Origin of the sequence: Caballeronia terrestris (genome assembly GCF_001544515.1) — a bacterium.
Lineage (GTDB): Bacteria > Pseudomonadota > Gammaproteobacteria > Burkholderiales > Burkholderiaceae > Caballeronia > Caballeronia terrestris.
Genome location: NZ_FCOL02000004.1, coordinates 211,612 through 231,562, shown reverse-complemented (window position 1 = coordinate 231,562; position 19,951 = coordinate 211,612). Strand labels below are relative to the sequence as shown.

The 19,951-nt window shown below is 63.9% G+C and carries 20 protein-coding genes, 1 other RNA gene and 1 riboswitch; of the genes, 12 read left to right on the top strand and 9 right to left on the bottom strand.

Annotation, left to right across the window (positions count from 1 at the left end; genetic code table 11):
* The first annotated feature begins 71 nt into the window (after nt 1-71).
* Genes cysD through cobA form a run of 3 tightly spaced genes read left to right on the top strand, consistent with a single transcriptional unit; the run spans nt 72 to nt 3,145 of the window.
* Nucleotides 72-1,034 (top strand): sulfate adenylyltransferase subunit CysD, encoded by a 963-nt coding sequence (gene cysD / locus AWB67_RS05755; RefSeq protein ID WP_087655266.1) that lies wholly within the window; start codon nt 72-74, stop codon nt 1,032-1,034.
* Nucleotides 1,035-1,059: 25 nt separating this feature from the next.
* Entirely contained in the window at nt 1,060-2,373 is a 1,314-nt protein-coding gene (locus AWB67_RS05750; protein WP_087655265.1) for a sulfate adenylyltransferase subunit 1, read from the top strand.
* A gap of 19 nt (nt 2,374-2,392) precedes the next feature.
* A complete protein-coding gene (gene cobA / locus AWB67_RS05745) occupies nt 2,393-3,145 on the top strand; it encodes a uroporphyrinogen-III C-methyltransferase (RefSeq protein ID WP_087655264.1) in 753 nt (250 codons plus the stop codon).
* Between the two features lie 64 nt (nt 3,146-3,209).
* On the opposite strand, the gene AWB67_RS05740 is transcribed toward cobA, so the two are convergent.
* From AWB67_RS05740 to lptF, 3 genes are read right to left on the bottom strand one after another with little or no spacing between them, the layout of a single operon-like run.
* Nucleotides 3,210-3,581, bottom strand: coding sequence for a sirohydrochlorin chelatase (locus AWB67_RS05740; RefSeq protein WP_087655263.1), 372 nt, complete (start codon nt 3,579-3,581; stop codon nt 3,210-3,212).
* A 13-nt stretch (nt 3,582-3,594) separates the two neighbouring features.
* On the bottom strand, nt 3,595-4,743 hold the full coding sequence (gene lptG / locus AWB67_RS05735; protein WP_087655262.1) for an LPS export ABC transporter permease LptG: 1,149 nt from the start codon (nt 4,741-4,743) through the stop codon (nt 3,595-3,597).
* A gap of 4 nt (nt 4,744-4,747) precedes the next feature.
* Complete coding sequence (gene lptF / locus AWB67_RS05730) at nt 4,748-5,842, bottom strand: LPS export ABC transporter permease LptF (RefSeq protein ID WP_087655261.1); 1,095 nt, start codon at nt 5,840-5,842, stop codon at nt 4,748-4,750.
* Between the two features lie 171 nt (nt 5,843-6,013).
* On the opposite strand from lptF, the gene AWB67_RS05725 reads away from it, so the two are divergent.
* The 3 genes from AWB67_RS05725 to AWB67_RS05715 all read left to right on the top strand — a co-directional run bounded on the left by AWB67_RS05725 (nt 6,014) and on the right by AWB67_RS05715 (nt 8,412).
* Nucleotides 6,014-7,534, top strand: coding sequence for a leucyl aminopeptidase (locus tag AWB67_RS05725; protein WP_087655260.1), 1,521 nt, complete (start codon nt 6,014-6,016; stop codon nt 7,532-7,534).
* A 43-nt stretch (nt 7,535-7,577) separates the two neighbouring features.
* A complete protein-coding gene (locus AWB67_RS05720; RefSeq protein ID WP_087655259.1) occupies nt 7,578-7,994 on the top strand; it encodes a DNA polymerase III subunit chi in 417 nt (138 codons plus the stop codon).
* A gap of 64 nt (nt 7,995-8,058) precedes the next feature.
* Nucleotides 8,059-8,412 carry a DUF2486 family protein gene (locus AWB67_RS05715; RefSeq protein WP_087655258.1) on the top strand — a complete coding sequence of 118 codons (354 nt, stop codon included), beginning with the start codon at nt 8,059-8,061 and terminating at the stop codon, nt 8,410-8,412.
* Between the two features lie 69 nt (nt 8,413-8,481).
* On the opposite strand, the gene ilvD is transcribed toward AWB67_RS05715, so the two are convergent.
* Complete coding sequence (ilvD, locus tag AWB67_RS05710) at nt 8,482-10,155, bottom strand: dihydroxy-acid dehydratase (RefSeq protein WP_087655257.1); 1,674 nt, start codon at nt 10,153-10,155, stop codon at nt 8,482-8,484.
* A gap of 106 nt (nt 10,156-10,261) precedes the next feature.
* On the opposite strand from ilvD, the gene AWB67_RS05705 reads away from it, so the two are divergent.
* Nucleotides 10,262-11,212, top strand: a complete 951-nt coding sequence (locus AWB67_RS05705; protein ID WP_087655256.1) for a LysR family transcriptional regulator — start codon at nt 10,262-10,264, stop codon at nt 11,210-11,212.
* Nucleotides 11,213-11,273: 61 nt separating this feature from the next.
* Nucleotides 11,274-12,179, top strand: coding sequence for a prolipoprotein diacylglyceryl transferase (lgt, locus tag AWB67_RS05700; RefSeq protein ID WP_087655255.1), 906 nt, complete (start codon nt 11,274-11,276; stop codon nt 12,177-12,179).
* A gap of 66 nt (nt 12,180-12,245) precedes the next feature.
* On the opposite strand, the gene AWB67_RS05695 is transcribed toward lgt, so the two are convergent.
* From AWB67_RS05695 to AWB67_RS05675, 5 genes are all read right to left on the bottom strand, one after another.
* Nucleotides 12,246-12,980: an SIMPL domain-containing protein gene (locus tag AWB67_RS05695; protein WP_087655254.1), complete on the bottom strand. Its 735-nt coding sequence runs from the start codon at nt 12,978-12,980 to the stop codon at nt 12,246-12,248.
* Nucleotides 12,981-13,059: 79 nt separating this feature from the next.
* Complete coding sequence (locus tag AWB67_RS05690; RefSeq protein ID WP_087655253.1) at nt 13,060-13,518, bottom strand: EVE domain-containing protein; 459 nt, start codon at nt 13,516-13,518, stop codon at nt 13,060-13,062.
* A gap of 62 nt (nt 13,519-13,580) precedes the next feature.
* A non-coding RNA gene (ssrS, locus tag AWB67_RS05685) (6S RNA) lies at nt 13,581-13,762 on the bottom strand.
* 116 nt (nt 13,763-13,878) lie between these two features.
* A complete protein-coding gene (locus AWB67_RS05680) occupies nt 13,879-14,193 on the bottom strand; it encodes a cell division protein ZapA (protein WP_087655252.1) in 315 nt (104 codons plus the stop codon).
* Entirely contained in the window at nt 14,190-14,582 is a 393-nt protein-coding gene (locus AWB67_RS05675; RefSeq protein ID WP_087655251.1) for a DUF4349 domain-containing protein, read from the bottom strand. Before AWB67_RS05675 ends, AWB67_RS05680 begins: the two co-directional genes overlap by 4 nt.
* Before the next feature lie 249 nt (nt 14,583-14,831).
* A riboswitch (cobalamin riboswitch) is annotated at nt 14,832-15,138 on the top strand.
* Nucleotides 15,139-15,256: 118 nt separating this feature from the next.
* Here AWB67_RS05675 and AWB67_RS05670 point away from each other — a divergent pair.
* From AWB67_RS05670 to cobT, 4 genes are read left to right on the top strand one after another with little or no spacing between them, the layout of a single operon-like run.
* A complete protein-coding gene (locus AWB67_RS05670) occupies nt 15,257-17,068 on the top strand; it encodes a TonB-dependent receptor domain-containing protein (RefSeq protein WP_235025051.1) in 1,812 nt (603 codons plus the stop codon).
* A 26-nt stretch (nt 17,069-17,094) separates the two neighbouring features.
* Complete coding sequence (locus tag AWB67_RS05665; protein WP_087655318.1) at nt 17,095-18,096, top strand: FecCD family ABC transporter permease; 1,002 nt, start codon at nt 17,095-17,097, stop codon at nt 18,094-18,096.
* Nucleotides 18,093-18,881: an ABC transporter ATP-binding protein gene (locus AWB67_RS05660; RefSeq protein ID WP_087655250.1), complete on the top strand. Its 789-nt coding sequence runs from the start codon at nt 18,093-18,095 to the stop codon at nt 18,879-18,881. The genes AWB67_RS05665 and AWB67_RS05660 overlap by 4 nt, the downstream gene beginning before the upstream one ends.
* Before the next feature lie 18 nt (nt 18,882-18,899).
* A complete protein-coding gene (gene cobT / locus AWB67_RS05655; RefSeq protein WP_087655249.1) occupies nt 18,900-19,949 on the top strand; it encodes a nicotinate-nucleotide--dimethylbenzimidazole phosphoribosyltransferase in 1,050 nt (349 codons plus the stop codon).
* Nucleotides 19,950-19,951 lie beyond the last annotated feature (2 nt).

Here is a 19,951-nt window from a genome sequence, read left to right as displayed (position 1 = left end):
AAACCTCTGTTATTGAAACGCGACGCCTTCGCCAAAAGCTGAAAGCGCTGCCAAGAAAAGGATCGACGAATATGAGCACCACGCTCGACTCAACCGTCACCGCCCCGATCGCCAACACGGCGACCCGGATGGACCACCTCGACTGGCTCGAAGCCGAGTCCATTCACATCCTGCGTGAACTCGTCGCCGAATGCAGCAAGCCGGCGCTCCTGTTCTCGGGCGGCAAGGATTCGGTCGTCGTCCTGCATCTGGCGCTCAAGGCGTTCGGTCTCGGCGGCGGTCGCAAGACGCAACTGCCGTTTCCACTCGTGCATATCGACACGGGCCACAACTTCGACGAAGTGATCGACTTCCGCGATCGTCGCGCGCAGGAAATCGGCGCGGAACTCGTGGTCGGCCACGTCGAGGATTCGATCAAGAAGGGCACTGTGCGCCTGCGTCGCGAGACGGATTCGCGCAATGCCGCGCAAGCCGTGACGCTTCTCGAAACCATCGAGCAATACGGCTATACCGCGATGATCGGCGGCGCGCGTCGCGATGAAGAGAAGGCGCGCGCGAAAGAACGCATCTTCTCGTTCCGCGACGAATTCGGCCAGTGGGACCCGAAGGCGCAGCGCCCGGAACTGTGGAGCATCTACAACGCGCGGCTGCATGCGGGCGAACACCTGCGCGTGTTCCCGATCTCGAACTGGACCGAACTCGACGTGTGGCAATACATCGCGCGCGAAAAGCTCGAATTGCCGTCGATCTACTACGCGCATGACCGCGAGATCGTGCGTCGCAATGGCCTGCTCGTGCCGGTCACGCCGCTCACACCGGTGCGCGACGGCGAAACCGCCGAAGTCGCACAAGTGCGCTTTCGCACGGTCGGTGACATCAGCTGCACGTGCCCGGTCGCAAGCGACGCCGACGACGTCGAGAAGATCATCGCCGAGACCGCCGTGACGGAAATCACGGAGCGCGGCGCCACGCGGATGGACGACCAGGCGTCGGAAGCCGCGATGGAACAGCGCAAGAAGCAAGGTTATTTCTAAGCATCACGCCAAAGGAAAACGGATCATGAGCATTTATCAAGCGGAAGACCTCGGCGTGTTGCGATTCATCACGGCAGGCAGCGTCGACGACGGCAAGAGCACGCTGATCGGCCGCCTCCTTTACGACAGCAAGGCTGTGCTGTCGGATCAGCTTTCGGCGCTCTCGCGCGCGAAGAACAAGCGCACGGTCGGCGATGAAATCGATTTGTCGCTACTGACGGACGGGCTGGAGGCCGAGCGCGAGCAGGGCATCACGATCGACGTCGCGTATCGCTATTTCGCGACCGCCAAGCGCAAGTTCATCATCGCCGACACGCCGGGCCACGAGCAGTACACGCGCAATATGGTGACGGGCGCATCGACCGCGCACGCGGCGATCATTTTGGTCGATGCAACGCGTGTCACGTTCGTCGACGGCGTCGCGCAACTGCTGCCGCAGACCAAGCGCCACAGCGCGATCGTCAAGCTGCTGGGCTTGCAGCATGTGATCGTCGCGATCAACAAGATGGACCTCGTCGAATACAGCGAAGCGCGTTTCAACGAAATCCGCGACGCGTATGTCGAACTCGCGCGCCAGCTCGGTATCTCGAATGTGCGTTTCGTGCCGGTGTCGGCGTTGAAGGGCGACAACATCGTGACCGCGAGCGAACGCATGCCGTGGTACGCAGGCGAGCCGCTGCTCGATCTGCTCGAAGCGCTGCCAGTCACGCAGCCTACCGATCAGGCGCTGCGTTTCCCGGTGCAATGGGTCGCGCGCCAGGACGGCAGCCAGGCCGACGACTTCCGCGGATACATGGGCCGCGTGGAAGCGGGCGAAGTGCGCATCGGCGATTCGATTACCGTGCTGCCCGCGAACCGCGAAGCGACGGTCGCCGAGATCATCGCGCCGGTGCCCGGCGGCGTCGCGCAGGTGGATCGCGCGTTCGCGGGTCAGACGGTGACGATCCGTCTCGCGGAAGACGTCGATGTCTCGCGCGGCGATACGTTCGTGCCGCGCGCGTCGAACATCGAGCCTGCGAAGAAGATCGAGGCGGACCTGTGCTGGTTCGACGAAGAGCCGCTTTCGCTGCAACGCAAGTATCTGCTGAAGCAGACGACGAACACGGTGTTCGCGCGCATCGGTGCGATCAAGGAAGTGCTCGACGTGCATACGCTTTCGCACGCAATCGATCGCCACGACCTCGCGATGAACGACATCGGCCGCGTGGCGCTGACGCTGCAAAAGCCGCTCGTCGCCGACGCGTACGACACGCATCAGGGCACTGGCGCGTTCGTGTTGATCGACGAAGCGACGCATCATACGGTCGCGGCCGGCATGATCCGTTCGTTCTCGGCTTGATGGCGAGAAGGTGAGCGCAATGGGCAAGGTCTATCTGATCGGCGCGGGGCCGGGTGCCGCGGACCTCATCACGGTTCGCGGCGCGAAGCTCTTGAGCCGCGCCGATGTCGTGCTGCACGACGCGCTGATCGAGCCGGCGATGCTCGACTACGCGCCGAACGCACGCAGGATCGCGGTCGGCAAGCGGTGCGGCCAGCGCTCGACTGCGCAGCATTTCATCAACAAGCAGATCGTCGATGCGGCGCTGGAGCATGAGGTCGTCGTGCGGTTGAAGGGCGGTGATCCGATGCTGTTCGGCCGCGCCGACGAAGAGATGCGCGCTCTGGAAGCGGCGGGTATCGAGTATGAGGTCGTGCCGGGGATCACGGCGGCGCTGGCGAGTGCGGCGACGTTGAAGCGCTCGCTGACATTGCGCGGCGTATCGCGCAGCGTCGCGCTCGCGACGCACAGCCGCGCACCGGACAGCGACGAAATTCGCGAGCAGGCCAGCGCCGATTCGCTCGTGTTCTACATGGGCCGTGACAGCGCGCCGGATATCGCGCGGCAATTGATCGACGCAGGCCGCGCGGGATCGACGCCGGTCGCGATCGTCGAGGCATGCAGCACGCCGCGCGAACGCACGCTGACAATTACGCTCGATCGCATGGCGCAGGGTGAAGCGCAGGATTGGCTCGATGCGTCGCAGCCGAGCTTGCTGATGATCGGCGAGGCGTTTGCGGAGCGGGTGTCTGCGTCTGCTGCTGTTTCGAAGGTGCTGCAGATCGCGGCTTGATAGCCCGACGACAGACATAAAAAACGCACCGGAGACGGTGCGTTTTTTATTGGGCGCTTGGTTCCTATGAACCCACCTGCCTAACGCAGTAATCGGCGACCGCATCCAGCACGCCGTCGTCTTCTCCCACCGCCGTCGCGCAATGAATCGTCAGATACGGATGCGCTGAACGACATTGATCGATGACCAGCGGCAGATCGCGCCGCACATGTCCGCCCTGGCCGAAGAACACCGGCACGACGGTGACCGTATCGCAACCATCGAGGGCGAGCGCGGCGACCGCGGTCGGCAGGTCGGGCGTCATCAGTTCGAGAAACGCGAGCGAAACCGGATCGCTGCGCGTCGCGCGCAGCTTCGTTGCGAGCCGCTCGAACGGCTCCGCCCAGCGCGGATCGCGCGCCCCGTGTCCGAACAGGATGATGCCGTGCTTGCTCATGCGTGGCTCCGGTTCAATGCCGATCGACCCATCTCAAGCCAATCAGCCCGACGATCAGATACGCGAGCGCAGGAACCGCCGCCGTGACCGGCGCGGGCCACGTGTTCAGGTTGCCGATGTGCGAGAACAGCGTATTGAATAACTGGAAACTCATGCCGATCATGATGCCGCCGAACACCTTTACGCCGACCACGCCCGCACGCGTGTGCAGATACGCAAACGGCAGCGACAGAACCAGCATCACGAACACCGCGAACGGATACAGAATCTTGCGCCAGAACGCGATTTGATAGCGCTGCGTGTCCTGATGATTTTCGGTCAGATGCTGGATGTAGCGAAAGAGGTTGAACATCGACATCCGGTCCGGCGACACCAGCAGCACCGACAGAATCTGCGGTGTCAGTTCGGAGCGCAGCGAGTACTCGGGCAGCGTCGTTTGCTGCGCGCGATACACGGGGTTCAGCGCATCGCCGGGATTGACGGCTTGGGGCGCGGCGTCGATCAATTGCGTATCGGTGACGCCCGTGAGCTTCCAGTGCCCCGGAGGCGCGTACACGCCGGACTTCGCGATCCGCACGTTCTGCAGGCGAAACTTCGAATCGAATTCGTAGATGCGCACGTTCGCGATCGTCGTATCGGGATTCAACTGGCCGACGTTCACGAAACGCGTGACCTGCTCGCCGTTGTCGCGCGCGGTCAGCGTGTCCTTCACCCACACGCCCGACTGAAAATTCGTCGATACCGATGAACCCAGCGCTTCCAGCCGCACGCGCTCGCTCAGTTGGTCCGAGTACGGCCCGACCACTTCGCCGATGATGTACGTGATGAACACGAGCGGCACGCCGATCTTCAGGAGCGATCGCAACGCGCTGCCCGTCGAGAGCCCGGACACGCGGAAGATCGTGAACTCGGAGGCCGCCGCCATCTGCGCGAATACGTAGATCGCGCTGATGAGCGCCGCGACCGGGATGATTTCGTAGAAGCGCGACGGCGTCTGCAACGCGACGCGCAGCACGGCGAGCCCGAACTTGTAATTACCGTGGCCGACCGTGTTCAGCTCGTTGATCAGGTCGAAGAAGAAGAACAGACCCGAGAACGCGAACAGGATGAAGATGAACGCGAGATAGATCTGACGCGCGAAGTACCTTTCGTAGATGCGCATCGTCTCAGGCCTCCTTCGAGCGGAAGGACGGCAGCTTGAAGAGCGGCCGGTTGCGCACGCGCAGCCAGAAGATGAAGCCGACGAGCGCCAGCACGAGCACGTGCAGCCCGATGATGCCGACGCCAAACGACATCTTCCCTTGCTCGATCCACGACTGGACCACGTTCAGCAGGTTCGAATACGTCAGGTAGATCAGCACGGCCATCACGAGATTGATCGTGCGGCTGCGGCGGGGGTTCTGGTAGGAGAGCGGGATGGCGAGCAGCATCAGGTTGATCGCGATGAGCGGCAGGCCCGCGCGCCACGCGAATTCGGCGAGGTTGTCCTTGGTCGGATTGGCGAGCAGGTCGGGCGTGTAAATGCCCGTCGTGGTCGGCGTGTTGACCACCTGGTGGCTCTGTATCTTCACACCATAGCGCTCGAACTCCATGATGCGGAAGTTCGGCTGACCGGGCTCGCCGTCATAACGTCGGCCGTTTTCCAGCACGATGAAGCGATCGCCGTCGTTGCGCGTTTCGGTGTGGCCGTTCTTCGAGACGATCACGTTCACCTTGCCGCCTTCCGTGCTCGTCACGAACACGTTTTCGACGTGCCCCTGATCCGGCGACATCTTCTCGATAAAGAACACGCGATGGCTCGCCGGCGATTCGCGGAACTGGCCCGGCGCGAGCAGAGAGACTTCGTCGCGCTGTTGAAAGCGCGCCTTGATGAGCTTGCTCTGTTGGTTCGACCACGGCCAGCCGACGAAGGCGAAGAACACGATCAACAAAATGATCGGTGTGGAGAATACGGCGACGGGTTTGATGAGGCGCGTCTGGCTCACGCCGGACGCGAGCCACACGACCATCTCCGAGTCGCGATACCAGCGCGTGAGCACGAAGAGGATCGACACGAAGAGCGTCACGATCAGCATGACCGCGAGATAGCCGATGACGGTGAGCCCGATCAGCACGACGACGTCGCGCGGGTCGACCTGGCCCGATGCCGCGAAGCCGACGATGCGGATCATCATCGTCGTCAGCATGATCGTGAGCAGCACCATGAATACGGCGCCGGCCGTATACGCGAGTTCGCGCTGTAGGGAGCGTTCGAAGATCATTGATTGGAAACCGATGGCCGGCGGCGATGCATTAGGCGAATGCGCATGCTTTGACAGACGACGGGTGATGGTGACATTCCCGGAGACTCTCGCCTGTGACCGCCGCGGAAAAAATAGCGGATAATTGCGGCTTTCATCCTTCAGCCCAGATTTTATCCGAGGATAAGCGCGATGGACTTTAGCATAAAAGCCTGTGATTGGAGCAAAGGCGCAGCAAATGGTTTCCTCACCGGGAAGGCCGATGTCGTGGTGGTCGGCGTGTTCGAAGCGCAGACGCTGACGGGTGCCGCACTCGAAATGGATCTGGTTACCAAGGGCCTCGTCACGCGCGTCGTGAAGGCCGGCGACATGAGCGGCCGCGCGGGCACGACGCTCTTTCTGCAGGAAGTAACAGGCATCGGCGCATCGCGTTTGTTGCTGGTCGGGCTTGGCAAGCAGGATGCCTTCAATCAGAAAGCCTACGGCGAAGCGGTGCGTGCCGCATGGCGCGCGATCCTCGGCACGAAAATCGCGCAAGTGACGTTCACGCTCGCGCAACTGCCCGTGCTCGAGCGCAGCGGCGACTGGGCCGTGCGCGCCGCGATCCTCGCTCTGCGCGAGCTGACCTACAAGTTCACGCAGATGAAGAGCAAGCCGGAGAACGGCACGCGCGCGCTGAAGAAGATCGTGTTCAGCATCGACCCGGCCGACGAGAAGGCCGCGAAGCTCGCGGCGAAGCAGGCCGCCGCGCTCGCCAACGGCATGGACCTGACGCGCGATCTCGGCAACCTGCCGCCGAACGTCTGCACGCCGACGTATCTCGGCCAGACCGCGAAGAAGCTCGGCCGCGACTGGAAGCTGAAGGTCGAAGTGCTTGGACAAAAGCAGATCGAAGCGCTCGGCATGGGCTCGTTCCTCGCGGTCGCGAAGGGATCGATCGAGCCGCCCGCGTTCATCGTCATGCAGTATCAGGGCGCGGGGGCGGGCAAGAACGCGGGCGCGCCGGTTGTGCTCGTCGGCAAGGGCATCACGTTCGATTCGGGCGGCATCTCTATCAAGCCCGGCGAAGCGATGGACGAGATGAAGTACGACATGTGCGGCGCGGCGTCGGTGTTCGGCACGTTGCGCGCCGTCGCGGAGATGGGGCTGAAGCTCAACGTCGTCGGCATCGTGCCGACTTGTGAGAACATGCCGGCCGGCAATGCGCTCAAGCCGGGCGACGTCATCACGGCGATGTCCGGCACGACGATCGAAGTGCTCAACACCGACGCCGAAGGCCGCCTCATCCTCTGCGATGCGCTCACATATGCGGAACGCTTCAAGCCGGCGGCGGTCGTCGATATCGCGACGCTCACGGGCGCGTGCATCATCGCGCTCGGCCATCACAACACGGGTCTCTTCTCGAAGGACGACGCGCTCGCGGGCGAATTGCTCGATGCATCGCGCGAAGCGGTCGATCCGGCCTGGCGTTTGCCGCTCGACGACGAGTATCAGGATCAGCTCAAGTCCAATTTCGCCGATGTCGCGAATATCGGCGGCCGTCCGGCGGGTAGCGTGACGGCGGCGTGTTTCCTGTCGCGCTTCACGCAGAACTATCCGTGGGCGCATCTGGATATCGCGGGCACTGCGTGGAAGAGCGGCGCGGCAAAGGGCGCGACCGGCCGGCCGGTGCCGCTGCTCGCGCAGTTCCTGATCGACCGCGCGGGCCAATGACGGCGCGTTTTCCTTCAGCGCCGAAGATGCAAGAGGCGCACGCATGACGCGCATCGACTTCCATTCGAACGTCGGCGATTCGATTGCGTATGCATGCCGTCTCGTGCGAAAGGCGTACCTGAGCGGCGAGCCGATCGTCGTGCTCGCCGAGCCCGCGCGGCTCGCTGCGTTCGACGAGCAGTTGTGGACTTTCTCGCCGCTCGATTTCGTGCCGCACTGCATGGCGGGCAGCCCGCTCGCGGCCGATACGCCTGTTGTGCTCGCCGCAAATCTCGACGACGTGCCGCATCACCGCATTCTCGTCAATCTCGGGATGACCGTGCCGCCGCAGTTTGCGCGCTTCGAGCGTTTGCTCGAAGTGGTCGGCAACGAGGAGCAGGAACTCGTCGCGGGGCGCGAGCGGTATCGCTTCTACCGCGATCGCGGCTATGCGCTGAACAATTACAAGCAGGGCGCGTGACCGAACATAGCGCGCGCATGCAGCGCGCTATCATCGGCCGGATATTTATAGAGACGGAGTGAATGTGTCCAATACGTCAGATGCTTTCGATACCTCGATCCCCGTTCTCACCGAAGTCGTAGTGCCGGGCAAGCCGGAGTATGCACGCACGCCGGGGCAGGACGCGCCTGCGAACGCGGCCCACGACGAATACGATGCCGAATTCCTCGCCGAACGCCTGCATGGGCGCTTCACGAGTTTCCTGTCGGGCGACGGACGCGAGCTGATCGAATCGCGTTGCCGCGACGCGCTGCGCGAACATTCGACGTGGCTCGTCAATCAGATCACGCGCGAAGTAGCGCTCGCGCTCGAAAGCGAACTGACGGACTGGGTGCGCGAAGCGGTGGAAGAGGAATTGGTGCGGCGCAAGAAGGGCTAAGCATCGCAAAAAAAGGGGCGCACGATTTGAGTCGTGCGCCCCTTCTCATTTGCGGTTAGCCGAAGAGATTCAGCCCGTCACAGCGCCCTTGTTCGCGGGCAGCGCAAGTGCCGCATACTTCGACAGCACGCCGCGCGTGTAACGCGGCGCCGGCTTCTTCCACTCGCCACGACGGCGCTCGATTTCCGCGGCATCGACGTTCAGTTCGAGCAGCAGTTTGTGCGCGTCGATGGTGATCGAATCGCCTTCGCGCACGAGCCCGATCGTCCCGCCGACAAACGCTTCCGGCGCGACGTGCCCGACCACCATGCCCCACGTGCCGCCGGAGAAGCGGCCGTCCGTGATGAGGCCGACCGATTCGCCGAGCCCCTTGCCGATGATCGCCGACGTCGGCGCCAGCATTTCCGGCATGCCCGGGCCGCCTTGCGGTCCGAGATAGCGCAGCACGACGACGTCGCCGGCCTTGATCTTGTCGGCGAGGATCGCCTCCATCGCGCTTTGCTCGTCTTCGAACACGCGCGCCGGGCCGGTGATGACCGGGTTCTTCAGCCCCGTGATTTTCGCGACCGCGCCATCCGGCGCGAGGTTGCCCTTCAGGATCGCGAGGTGGCCTTCGTCGTAGAGCGCCTTATCGACCGGGTAGATCACCTTCTGGTCGGCGCGCGGCTTGCCCGGCACGTCCTTCAGTTCTTCGGCGATCGTGCGGCCCGTGATCGTGATGCAGTCGCCGTGCAACATCCCCGCGTCGAGCAGGATGCGCAGCACTTGCGGAATGCCGCCGGCCTTGTGCAGATCGGTCGCGACGTACTGGCCCGACGGCTTCAGGTCGCAGATCACCGGCACTTTCTTCCTCATGCGCTCGAAGTCGTCGATGGTCCATTCCACTTCGGCCGCGTGCGCGATCGCCAGATAGTGCAGCACGGCGTTGGTCGAGCCACCCGTCGCCATGATCAGCGCGACGGCGTTTTCGATCGACTTCTTCGTGATGATGTCGCGCGGCTTCAGGTCCTTCTTGACCGCTTCGACCAGCACGCGCGCCGATTCGGCGGCGGAATCGACCTTTTCCTGATCGGGGTTCGCCATCGTCGACGAATACATCAGCGACATGCCGAGCGCTTCGAACGACGAGCTCATCGTGTTGGCCGTGTACATGCCGCCGCACGAGCCGCTCGACGGGCACGCGTTCTTCTCGATGCCCTTGAAGTCTTCCTCCGACATACGCCCGGCCGTGAACTCGCCGACCGCCTCGAACGACGACACGATGGTCAGATCCTTGCCCTTCCAGTTGCCCGGACGAATCGTGCCGCCGTACACGTAGATGCCCGGCACGTTCATGCGCGCGAGGCCGATCATGCCGCCCGGCATGTTCTTGTCGCAGCCGCCGATCACGACGACGCCGTCCATCCACTGGCCCTGCACGGCCGTTTCGATACAGTCGGCGATCACTTCGCGCGAGACGAGCGAGTACTTCATGCCTTCGGTGCCCATCGACATGCCGTCGGAGATGGTCGGCGTGCCGAAAATCTGCGGATTCGCGTCCGATTTGCGGATCGATTCGACGGCGGCATCGGCGAGACGCTGGAGGCCGGAGTTGCACGGTGTGATCGTCGAGTGGCCGTTGGCGATGCCGATCATCGGCTTGTCGAAGTCTTCTTCCTTGTAGCCAAGGGCGTAGTACATCGAGCGATTGGGTGAGCGCGCCACGCCCTGGGTGATGTTTTTCGAGCGGCGGTTGTAGGCCATTTGGGGGCTCCTTGAGGATTTTTTCGTTTAGTGCCGGAAGAATGCAGCGTCGGCAAGTGTCTGTCCAATATATTATTCAGGCTTTATTAGGTCGTGGAAGATATCAATGGACCAGCGGAATCCGCCCGTCGAACTGCGCCTGTTGCGCTATTTTGTGACCGTCGCGGAGGAAATGCACTTCGGCCGCGCGGCCGCGCGCCTCGCGATGACGCAGCCGCCGCTCTCGCAGGCGATCCGCGCGCTGGAGGACGCGCTCGGCGTCGCGCTTTTCGCAAGAACGAAGCGTTCGGTCGAGCTTACGCCGGTCGGCGCGGACCTGCTGCCGGAAGTGCGCCGCCTGCTCGCAGACGCCGACGCGCTGCGTCCGCTCGCGCAATCGCTCGCCCGCGGTGAGGCGGGTGTGCTGTCGCTCGCGTTCGTATCGACCGCGGATTACGGGCTTTTGCCGCCGCTATTGCGCGATTTCGGCGCGCGTTATCCCGGCGTACGGTTGCAGCTGACCGAAGCGACGAGCGACGTGCAGATCGAGGAACTCGTCGCGGGCCGCATCGACGCAGGCCTCGTCATTCCGCCGCTGCCACCCCGGCACGCGGCGGCGCTGTCGTACCTGCCTATCGCGCGCGAGCCGCTCGTCGCCGCGATGCCCGCCGATCTCGCCACGCAACTGGGGCAGGGCGCCTGCGAGTGGGCCGATACGCCGGTGAGCCTGCAGGAACTGGCCCCGGCTCCGCTCGTCGTCTTCCCGAGACGGCTCGCGCCCGGTTTCTATGACATCATTATGGGTTGCTACGGCGCGGCAGGACTCACGCCACGCATCGGCCAGGAGGCGATCCAGATGCAAACCATCGTGAGCCTCGTGTCCGCCGGCATGGGCGTCGCGCTCGTGCCGCAGTCGCTCAGGAATCTGCGCCGCACGGGAGTGGTGTATCGTCCGCTCTGCGTCGACGGGCCGTTCGTCGAGACGGGGCTCGTCTGGCGCGCGGCGGAAGTGAGTCCCGTGCTCGCCGGTTTCATCGACATCGTGCGCGCCCACGGCGCCGCGGTGCCTGCTACCTAGTTCGCGCTTATAAGTTGACGCTTTATAGTTCGCGCATCTCGAACCGCTACTACAACCTACGATGCTCATTCATCCCAATTTCGATCCCGTCGCGATTCACTTAGGGCCGCTCGCCGTGCGCTGGTACGGTCTCATGTATCTGGTGGCGTTCGTCTCGGCGGTCGTCGTCGGCCGGTTGCGGCTGCGCCTGCCGCACGTCGCGGCGCAAGGCTGGACTGCGCGCGACATCGACGACATGCTGTTCTACGGCGTGCTCGGCACGATCCTGGGCGGCCGGCTCGGCTATGTGATCTTCTACAAGGCGAGCTGGTATCTCGCTCATCCGCTCGACATCTTCAAGGTGTGGGAAGGCGGCATGTCGTTTCACGGCGGGTTCATCGGCGTGACGCTCGCGATGATCCTCTTCGCATACCAGCGCAAGCGCACCTGGCTGCAAGTGACCGATTTCGTTGCGCCGATGGTGCCGCTCGGACTCGCGGCGGGGCGCCTCGGCAACTTCATCAACGGCGAGCTGTGGGGCCGCGTGACCGATCCGAACGCACCGTGGGCGATGCTGTTCCCCGGCGCCGCGAACGATGATGCGATCTGGTTAGCCAAGCACTCGCAGGCCGACATGCAGTGGCATCTCACGGAGATTTTTGCGCGCTATCACATGTTGCCGCGCCATCCGTCGCAGTTGTACGAGATCGCGCTCGAAGGATTCGTGCTCTTCATCCTGCTGTGGACGTTCTCGCGCAAGCCGCGTCCGATGGGCGCGGGCTCGGCGCTCTTTCTGATCGGCTATGGACTCGCGCGCTTCACCGTTGAATTCGCGCGCGAACCCGACGACTACCTAGGCTTGCTGACCTTCGGACTTTCGATGGGCCAATGGCTTTCGGTGCCGATGATCGTCGTCGGCATCGGGATCATGATCTGGGCGTACCGGCGCGACAAGCGCCTGCCACCGAAGCCGGCGAACGCGGCTTGATGATTTTAAACAAACGCCTCGCTGGTTTTACCCAGCGAGGCGTTTCTCATGGCGAGGGCGTTACGTTCAACGCCCCATCTGCACCGATCCCGACACGTTGACCGTCACCGTCGACGTCCCCGCTTCGAAGGCCATCGGCGCGGCCATCTTCGCGTCGGCGCTCATGCCGCGCGCCTGCATCATCATCACGGGACGCGGCGCCGAGCCGCCGTCGTGATTGACGCTCACTTCGCGGATCGTATAGCTGTTGTAACCGAACGCCTGCGTCGATGCCTGCGCCTGCTGGCGGAACGATTCGATCGCCTGCGACGAGAGCTTTTGCGCAGCCGTGCGCTGCGCTTGCGGCGACAAGGAGAACGCGACGTTGCCGACCTGCATCGACGAACTCATCTTGCCCGCAAGCTTCGATGCCGCTTCGAAGTCATGCGATTCGAGCACGACTTCCGTGCGGCCGCGCCACGCGGAGATGCGGCCGTCGCGATCCGTCGACGGATAGACGGTGAACGAGCCGCTGCGCGCCGTGACGCCGTCGACGCCCTTCGCCATGCGCAGCGCGGCGTCTGCACGCTGGTTGAGCGTGGTCGTCAGTGACGACGCGTCCGCGGCCTGCTGCTCGTAGAAGAGCGTGATGTCGACGGTGTCCTGCGGCACTTCGGCGCTCGCTTGCGCTGCAAGCGAGAGCACGCCTGAAGGCTGCGGCTGCGTGACGACGGTTTGCGCGGCGACGTTCGCGGACATCGTGAGCGCCGCGCTCGAAATGGCGGCGGCTGCGAGTGCGAACGCAGTGTTCTTTTTGATCATCGTGAAACTCCGGGGCATGAATCGCGCGATTCGCGACGCCACTTAGGCGGCGCGCGTGTGCGTGAAGTTCCCTGTGTGCCTAGACGAGATGCTCGGTGATGAAGCGCCACTCCGCTTCGGTGACCGGCGTGATCGACAGCCGGTTGCCCTTCGCGAGCACCTTCATGCCGGCGAGTTCTTCGTGCTCGCGCAACGTGGCGAGCGGCACGAGCGGCGTCTTCTTCACGAACTTCACGTCGACTAGTAGCCAGCGCGGCGTTTCCTGCGTCGACTTCGCATCGTAATAGGGGCTCTTGGGGTCGAACTGCGTGGGATCGGGATACGAAGTCGACGACACCTTCGCGATCCCCGCGATGCCCGGCTGCGGACAACTCGAATGGTAGAAGAGCACGCCGTCGCCGACCTGCATCGCATCGCGCATGAAGTTGCGCGCCTGATAATTGCGCACGCCGGTCCACGGCAGGGTTTTCTTCGCCGCGTGCGCGAGATGATCGATGCTTGCTTCGTCCGGTTCGGACTTCATGAGCCAGTAGCGCATGATCGAGAGAGAAGGTTGAGAGCAAAGAAAAACGGCATCGGAAAAACCGATGCCGTTCGTATAAGGTCCCCGCCTTAGCCGCTAGGCCGGCATCCTGAACCTGGGTTCAAGATTGGTCGCAGTAGGCAGCACTTCGGGTACATCAGACAGAGTGACGCGCGCGCCCGTGCTACAAATTTCCGCAACCGTGCACAATGGCATTGGTTCAAGGAATATATGACCTTGGCGAACCAGGCAGGGAGTACTAACTCTACACCAATCGTTAGCTGGATGCAGCAACGACTTTTAATCTTTCTCGAATTAAGGACGGCCACCGCACAAAGCGAACTTGCGCTTTACTTTGCTGCTTATTTCAAGGGCTTACTGCGCTTCGTATTGCGCAATCACGGCGCCGAGCTGCTCGTTCATCTGGTGCATCGTGTGGCGGATTTCTTCCGCGGGGAACGATTCGCCGTGACGCACGCTGTTTTGCAGCTTAAGCAATTCCGACGCCAGCGAAAGCGCCGCCATCACCGCGATGCGATCCGTACCGCGCACGTTGCTTGCAGTGCGCACCTTGGACATTTCCGCATCGACGCGGGCCACGGCTTCGCGCAGCGCGTCTTCGGTTTCCGCCGAGCAGGCGAGACGGTATTGCTGTCCGAGAATGGATACTTCGATCTGCTTGGTCGTCATGCTTTTTCTCCGTGGCTGTGCTCACCGTGCATCTCACCTGCATGCGCAGGTTCGTGTTCTGCATCGGACGATGAGTGCGGCGGCGAATCGGGGCCAAGAAGATCCAGTTGATTGTCGGGCTCGGGCGCGGCCTTCGCGCGCGGCAATTTTTCGAGGATGGCGTTCAGGCGCACCTGAGCGTCGTCGATTTTTGCCGAGAGGCCGTCGCGTTCCGCTTGCAGCGAATCGCGCTCGTCGCGCACTTGCGAGAGTTCGCTCTGCACGGCGGCATAGTCGGCACGCACCTGTTCGAGTTGCTCTTCGAGCGTGCGGCGCGCTTGATGATGGCGTTCGCTGATCTTGATCAGCCGGCCGATGTTCTGTGAAAGTGATTCGAGTTCGTTGAGCATGTGCTGCGTCCTCTAAAGACCTCGCATTTTAGCGCGGTTCAACCGGGCTTCCGATAAATGTCTCGTTTCGAGACGTAACAGCACGCGTTCTTGCGCGTAAAACGCGTTTGCCGCGCAATTCGTGTGGGGAAAGAGCGGGGCGTTTTTGTCGCGCGTCGTCGCTTGTTCATACGCGTTGATGCGCGCGCAAACCTTTGACATGCATGAGCGCAGTCGTTCCGCTTTCTTGACGCCCTCCGGTGCCGCTCCTACACTTGCCGCACTTTTGGTGCTCGCGCCCGCATTCATGCGGACGCAGTCAAACGGGAAACAGGGAGCAGAGTCCGACGAGGACGAGCCAACCTGTGCTGCCCCCGCAACGGTAAGCGACAGCCACGCAAGTTGCAAGTCGTCCCGGATGCGTTTGGTCGATGGCCGCCGTTCATGCGTGATGCGTTTTTCGTCACCTGAAACGCGGCGCGCGAACAAATGTGTCGATGCCACTGCGCGTTTTCGCGCGGGAAGGCGGGCCGATGATGTCGCCAGCCCGGATACCGGCCAATGGTCACGTGCCGCTCGTGCTTCGCACGGGGCAGCACCGTTTGCGCATGAAGCCTGCGGGGAGCGGGCCGCGCTCGCCATCGACAGGAAACGCTTCACACATGTTTCATCCCCTCGTCCGCGTTGTCCGGCCGATGCTCGTCGTCGCCGGCGCGCTGCCGTTTGCGGCGCTTGCTCAAACCGAGCAGGCTTTGCAGCCCATCGTCGTCACCGCGACGCGCGCGCCCGAGCCGTTCGCCGACGCCATCGCACAAGCTACGCTCTTCGACGCGCAGGACATCGCCGACACGAATTCGTCCGATGCTTCGGGCCTCGTCGCGCTCGCGCCCGGCGTGCAGATCACGCGCAACGGCGGGCCGGGCGCATCGTCGGGGTTGTACATACGAGGGGCGTCGTCGGCGCAGTCGCTCGTGTTGGTCGACGGCGTGCGCGTCGAGTCGGCGGGGCTCGGCGCCGCGCAGCTCTCGCAGCTCATGCTCGATGAAATCGACCACATCGAAGTTGTGAACGGCAACGTGTCCGCGCTGTATGGATCGGGGGCGATCGGCGGCGTCGTGCAAATTTTTACGAAGGAGGGTGGCAACCATCCACCGCGCTTCAACTTCGAAGCCGAATACGGCAGCTATCACACGCAGCGCCAGCAGCTTGGCGCGAACGGCGCGCTCGACCAGGACGGCCGCACCACGTTCAACGTGACCGTCTCGCGCGAAAAGACCGACGGCTTCTCGTCGATCGATCCGGCAGTCGCGCCCAACGCCAATCCGAACGCGAATGGCTATCTCAACGAAAGCGTCGCGGCGGCGCTGCGCCACGCATTCACGGACAAGTGGGACGGCGGCGTACGATTCTTGCAGTCGAACGGCATCAACAGTTTCGACGATGCATACGGCGTGCCGACCGACCTGAATAAATCGCACGATCGTGTGCGCTCGGCGTCGGTGTTCGCGAACGGCAGGTTGACCGATCGCTGGACCACGCACTTCACGCTGGCGCAGGGACAGGATCGCGCGGCGATCGAGCAGAACGGCGTCACGACGAACCGCTTCGATTCGGAGAACCGCCAGTTCGTGTGGCAGAACGACTTCCAGCTCGCGCGCGATCACAAGCTGCTGTTCGGCTACGAACACGTCGACCAGTCGCTCGATTCGGATGAACTCGCCGCCCCCGATCGCCACGTGAATTCCGTGTTCGCGGGCTACGTGGGCCGCATCGGCGCGAGCCAGTTCCAGGCGAACGTGCGCCGCGACCAGTACTCCGATTTCGGCGGCGCGAACAGCTACTATCTCGGCTACGGCTATAACTTCGATGCGCACTGGAAGGTGACCGCAAGCTACGCCGCGTCGTTCCGCGCGCCGAGCTTCGACGATCTGTACTATCCGTTCAGCGGCAATCCGTCGATCCAGCCCGAGCGCAGCCATTCGGTCGAAGCGGCGTTGCAGTACGCATCGGGGAAGATCGGCGTGCTGCGCCTGACGGCGTTTCAGACGCGCTATACGAATCTGATCGATTACGCGGGCGACGGCAGCGGCTTCTATATCGCGCAGAACGTGGGGCGCGCGAAGATTCAGGGTATCGAGGGATCGTGGGAGGGGCACGTCGGCGCAACGGACGTCCGCGCGAGCTTCACGTTCCAGAATCCACTCGACGAAACGAATCACGAGGAACTGACGCGGCGCGCGCGCAGGTTCGCGTCGTTCACGGCGCACCGGTCGATCGGCGCCTGGCGTGTCGGCGGCGAGTGGATCGTCAGCGGCGCGCGCAACGACTACGAGTCGACGCTGGCGGGCTATGGCGTCGTGAACCTGTCGGCGCGTTACGAGATCACGAAGTCATGGTACGTGGATGCGCGCATCGACAACCTGTTCGACAAGGACTATGAACTCGCCTATTCGTACAACACGCCGCGGCGCGGCGCGACCATCACGCTCGGCTGGCGGCAGCTTTGAGCATTGAACAGACGCTCGCGCGCGGCATGAACGTGAGCCGCGCCGCCGCGATCTGGACTGCGCTTGCCGTGGCGGCGCTCGTCGTGTTCGTGGCGTCGCTTGCGCTTGGCAGTATCGCGGTCTCGCCGTCACGCGTGATCGATGCGTTGATGCATGCGCGCGCTTCTTCCCCCGATGTGATCGATGAAATCGTGCTCAGCCTGCGCTTGCCGCGCGCGCTCGCGGGCTTCGCGTCGGGCGCGCTGCTCGCGATGGGCGGCGCGCTGCTGCAAGTGCTCTTGCGTAATCCGCTCGCCGAGCCTTACGTGCTCGGCGTGTCCGGCGGCGCGGCGACGTTCGCGCTCGCCGCGATGCTCGCGTCGCTGCCGTGGTGGAGCGTCGATGCCGCCGCTTTCGCCGGCGCATTCCTGTCGATCCTGCTCGTGCTCGGCTTGGCCCGCCGCGAGCTCTGGCACGGCGAGCCGCAAGACGCGTCGCCGCGTCTTTTACTGACGGGCGCGGTGATCGCGGCGGGCTGGGGCGCGCTGATCACGCTGATGCTCGCGGTCGCGCCGGAGAACCGGCTGCGCGGCATGGTCTTCTGGCTGACCGGCGATCTCAACGGCGTCGCGGCGCCGTGGACGGCGCTGATCGCGCTGATTGTCGTGCTCGCGTCGATCGTGCCTGTAGCGCCGCAACTCAACGTCATGCTGCGCGGCGATGCGGCCGCGCAGGCGCTCGGTGTGCCGGTCGTGCGCCTGCGGTTGCGCATCTATCTGGTGGCGTCGCTTGCGGCAGCGGCCGCCGTCACAACCGCCGGCACGATCGGCTTCGTCGGGCTCGTCGTGCCGCACGTGCTGCGGCTCGCGTTCGGCAACGACCAGCGCATGCTGCTGCCGGCGGCGGCGCTCGCGGGCGGCGTCGCGGTGATGGGCGCCGATCTGATCGCGCGCACGGCGATCGCGCCGGCGCAGTTGCCAGTCGGCGTGATCACGGCGCTGATCGGCGTGCCGGTGTTCCTGTGGATGCTGCTGCGGAGGCCGCGATGACCCTTCGCGCCGACGGCCTCACCTTGCGCGCCGCGAGCCGCACGCTGATCGCAGCGCTCACGCAGACGTTCGCGCCCGGAGAAGTTTGGTGCATCGCGGGGCCGAACGGCGCGGGCAAGACGACGCTGATCGCGGCGCTTGGCGGTTTGTCGAAGCCGGCGGTGGGGTCGGTGTCGCTCGATGGCATCGGGTTGAATAGCTGGCGCGCCGCCGATCTCGCACGACGCCGCGCGGTGATGCCGCAAAGCGCGCACGACGCGTTCAACGCCACCGTCCTCGAAATCGTAATGCTCAACCGCTTCCCGCATCTGACCGGCTGGGGCTGGGAAAGCGACGCCGATCGTCGCGCGGCGCAGGCCGCGCTCGACTCGCTCGGGCTTGCGTCGTTTGCGACGCGCGATGTGCTGTCGCTCTCGGGCGGCGAGCGGCAACGCGTCGCGCTCGCTGCGACGCTCTGTCAGGACGCGCCGCTCCTCTTCCTCGACGAACCGCTTTCGCATCTCGACCTGCATCACCAGATCGAGTGCCTGCAAGTGCTTACCCGCTGGACGCGCGACCGGCCGGACGTGCGCACGGTGATCTTCTCGTGCCACGACCTGAACCTCGCGCGCCGCTTCGCAACGCACGCTTTGCTACTCGACGGCGCCGGCCGCGCGCACACCGGCCCCGCGCGCGACGTGCTGAGTGCGAAGCGTGCGAGCGCCGCGTTCGGCTATCCGCTCACCTTGATCCGCGAAGGCGATCACGAGGCGCTCGTGCCCGTGATGCGCACGCCAGACCTTTGATCCCCACTGGACGAATCGATGCCACTCATCCACGACCTGCCGCAACCGCTCGACCGCTCGCTCGAACTCGAGCTTCAGCACATCATCGATACGAAGACGAAGCCGCCCGGCAGCCTCGGCCGGCTCGAATCGCTCGCGTTGCAGATCGGCCTGATCCAGCGGACGACGAAGCCGCGCATCGAACGCCCCGCGATGATCGTCTTTGCGGGCGATCACGGCATCGCGGCGGAGGGCGTGAGTTCGTATCCGCAGGAAGTGACCGCGCAGATGGTCGCAAATTTTGTGGCGGGTGGCGCGGCGATCAATGCGCTGTCGCGCTCGGTCGGCATGACGCTGGAAGTGGTCGATGCGGGCGTCGCGACGGCGCTGCCCGCGTCCGATGGCTTGATCGACATCGCGATCCGGCGCGGTGGCACGCGCAACTTCGCGCACGGACCGGCGATGACGCGCGACGAAGCGCTGCAAGCGATCGAACGCGGTGCAGAGCGCGTGCGTCATCACGCGGCGCTCGGAACGAACGTGATCGGCTTCGGCGAGATGGGGATCGCGAACACGTCGGCGGCGGCGTGTTTGATGAGCCGGCTGTGCGGCTTGCCGATCGACGTCTGTGTCGGACGGGGGACGGGTTTGTCGAACGAAGGCGTGAGCCACAAGCGCGACGTGCTCGCGGCCGCGCTGGAACGCCATCCTTCAAGCCGCGATCCCGTCGATACGCTCGCCACGTTCGGTGGCTTCGAAATAGCGATGATCGCGGGCGCGTATCTCGCCGCCGCGCACGCGAGCATGACTATCCTGGTCGACGGCTTCATCGCGACTTCCGCGCTCATCGTCGCGCATGCGATCGCGCCTGAAGTGCTCGATTACTGCGTGTTCGCGCATGCATCGAACGAAACGGGGCACGCGCGCATGCTCGATTACTTCGATGCGAAGCCGCTGCTGCAACTCGACCTGCGTCTCGGCGAAGGCACGGGCGCCGCGCTCGCGTTGCCGCTGTTGCGCGCGGCGGTCGCGTTCGTCGATGAAATGGCGAGCTTCGAATCGGCGGGCGTGTCGAACAAGGACGCGTGACG